At 61.5% G+C, this 2,787-nt stretch carries 1 protein-coding gene; it reads right to left on the reverse strand.

Translation table 11 applies throughout. The annotated features are described in order from the left end of the window. Positions 1-2,787 (reverse strand): autotransporter-associated beta strand repeat-containing protein (locus tag VGY55_06830; protein ID HEV2969686.1); only part of this gene is annotated, 2,787 nt, incomplete at both ends.

Consider the following 2,787-nt stretch of genomic DNA (forward strand, 5'->3'; position numbering starts at 1 on the left):
GTTGAAGTCGCCCTGGTCCCACCGGCTCACGCCCTTGTTGAAGTTGGCGGCCAGGATGCCGAAGTCGATGCCGTTGACGGTGCCGTTCAAGTCCGCGTCGCCGAGCAGCGTGAATTTGACTTCGATGGTTCCGGATGCGAGTCCGGCCGGGTTGCCAATGTCGGCCGCGTCAGCGTAGCCGATACCATAGCCAGGATTGGACGCGATTGCGCTGGAGGTGATTCCGCCCGGTCCGTTCCATGCTCCGCCGTTGTAGCCCGCGTTCAGCAATGCCACGATCGACGCAATCGGATCGCTGGCGGGGCTGCCGTAGTTGATGATGACGTGGTTGTTGTTGATGTCGAAGGTTCCGGTGCCGGAGATGGCCAGCGAGGTGATCGTCGCCAGGCCGGTGCTGGGCGCCAGTTGCAGCGTTCCGCCGGTGATGGAGACGGCGCCGCTGGGCAGCGCGCCGGTGACGCCGGCAACCAAGGTGCCTGCGCTGACATTGGTTCCGCCGGTATAGGTGTTGACGGTGTTGAGGGTGAGTTTGCCGGTGCCGGACTTGGAGAGTGCTGTGGTTCCGGCGATGGAACCGGTGCCGCCGATGACGTAGTTGCCGTTGCTGTTATTGACCGTGACCGACGCGGGGCTGACGGTGGTGTTGAGCGTCACCGCATAATTCGCGGCGGTGTTGCTGGGGTTGTTGTCGTTGAAGGTGACCTGCGCGCCGTCGGAGTAGGTGGTGTTGGCCGCGCCGTTGTTCCAGTTGGAGCTGGTCGCGTTCCAGAGGTTGTCGGCGCCGGCGTTGTTCCACGTGAGGTTGGGCGGACCAGTGACAACCAGATCGATGAATCCGGAATCGACCGCCGTGCTCAAGGAGAGCGAGACCCCGGGGATCGTCGGCAGCGAGAAGTTGGCGAGATCGATCCCGCCGATCGATCCACCGATGAGTCGATAATCGTCCCCGGCGACGGGAGTACCGCCGAACGTCATGAGTGTGCCCGACGCGATGCTGACAGTTCCCGAGCCCAGGAGAAGCAGATCTCCGTTCGTGACGGTACCTGTGCCGGTGCCCAGATCGAAATTAAGGGTCGTCTGGTTGTTCGTCGTCAATCCGCCGACCGACAACGTCCCAACCGCGCCGACGGTTCCCGGAGCGATCGTTTGTGCTCCACTGCCTGCTCCCGTTCCCGGCACAACGTTCTGGCTGATGGTCCCGCCGATCGTCGGCGAGCTCGCCAGCGTTGCTCCTCCGAACAAGGTGACGGTTGAGCCGAGGCCCAGCGCGGCCGTGCTGTTGTCCGCGATGACCAGCGTGCCGCCGGTCACGGTGTCATTGCCTGAATAGACATTCGACGCCTTGATCGTGGTCGTGCCGGAGCCCACGAAATTCACAAATCCACCGCCCGCATCGGAGAACGTCTGGGCGATCGTAATTCCAAACCCGCCGTTGTTCACGTTCACGCCGGCCCCGCCGATGTTCACGGTGATCGGCTGTCCGCCGTTCTGATTCGCCAGCGCCGGGAACCATTGCCCGCCGCTCGGATCGTTCGCATTGGCCAGCAACGTTCCCCCATTAATATTCATCGTGACGGGGGCCGTTCCTTTGGCGAGGATAGTAAAGCTCCCCGCTCCGAGTTCGGCGTTCCCCGACATATTGACTGTAACCAGCGGAGATCCGGACGTATTCTCTGAATCATCAATATTGAACGCACCGGTCCCGACGTTGAATACTCCGTTGTCCTGAATATTCACGGTCGTTTGCAGCGCGTCCGACGACGAGTCATTCCCGTCGAGCAACGCGCCGACCGAAGTGATCATCGCGTTATTTTCGAGAGTCAAACTCAAAATGGCCGTGTTGGAAGTTCGACCGACGATCAGCGCGTTCGTCGACGTCGTCAACAGCGAGCCATTGCCCGCAATAATAATGTTGCCTCGCGTAAAGATTGCCTGGCTGCCGCCGGAATTGGCCGCGCCGGTCAACGTGAGCGTCGAGTCCGGCACGCCGCTGCTGGCGTTCACGTGTGACGTCCCGATGCGAACCTGTTGCGAGGTCGCGCCGGTGAGAATATTGATCGGCCCCGAAATCGTGGCCGATGCGCCGCCGTCGGGCACATCCTCAAATTCGTTGGATCCAACATCGGTGAAGATCTGGTTCGAAACGACCGCACCATTGGCCAGCTGCAACCCGTTCGCGGGCATAACCGTCACCGCTCCTGAGCCGAGGCTGCTCGCCCCGGTTGCCTTGACGGATGCCGCGCTGATGGTCGTCCCGCCGGAATAGGTGTTGGTTCCGCTAAGCACGAGTTGTCCGCCGCCGGACTTCACCAGGGCCACCGTGCCGGTGGTATTCTGGATCGTTCCGCCGAACGTGTTGGTCGAACCGTTGTTGATCGTCACGGTCGCGGTCCCGCCCGCCGAGACGTTGTCGATAGTGCCGGTCGTGCCCGAAATGCTCGCCAGAGAAACGCTGTTTCCATTGATATCGAGTACGGCTGCTCCACCGAAGGCGACTTTACCGGTGTTCAATGCGGCCGGATCGCCCGTGCCATATTGGAGCGTGCCGGCGTTGATGTTCGTCGTCCCGGTGTACGTATTCGTACCGGTCAGGGTCACAATTCCGCCGCCCGCCTGCGTGAGAGTTCCCAATCCCGTAATGACGTTAGGGACAGACAAGGAGGACGAAAGATTGAATACCACCGCGCCGTTGTTATTAACAGTTCCCGCCGCCGCGCCGAACGAGCCGCTGGTGCCGCCCGCACCGATCTGAAGGAGTCCCGAAAGGATGGTTGTTCCACCGCTGTA

Source organism: Pirellulales bacterium (genome assembly GCA_035939775.1).
Classification (GTDB): Bacteria; Planctomycetota; Planctomycetia; order Pirellulales; family DATAWG01; genus DASZFO01.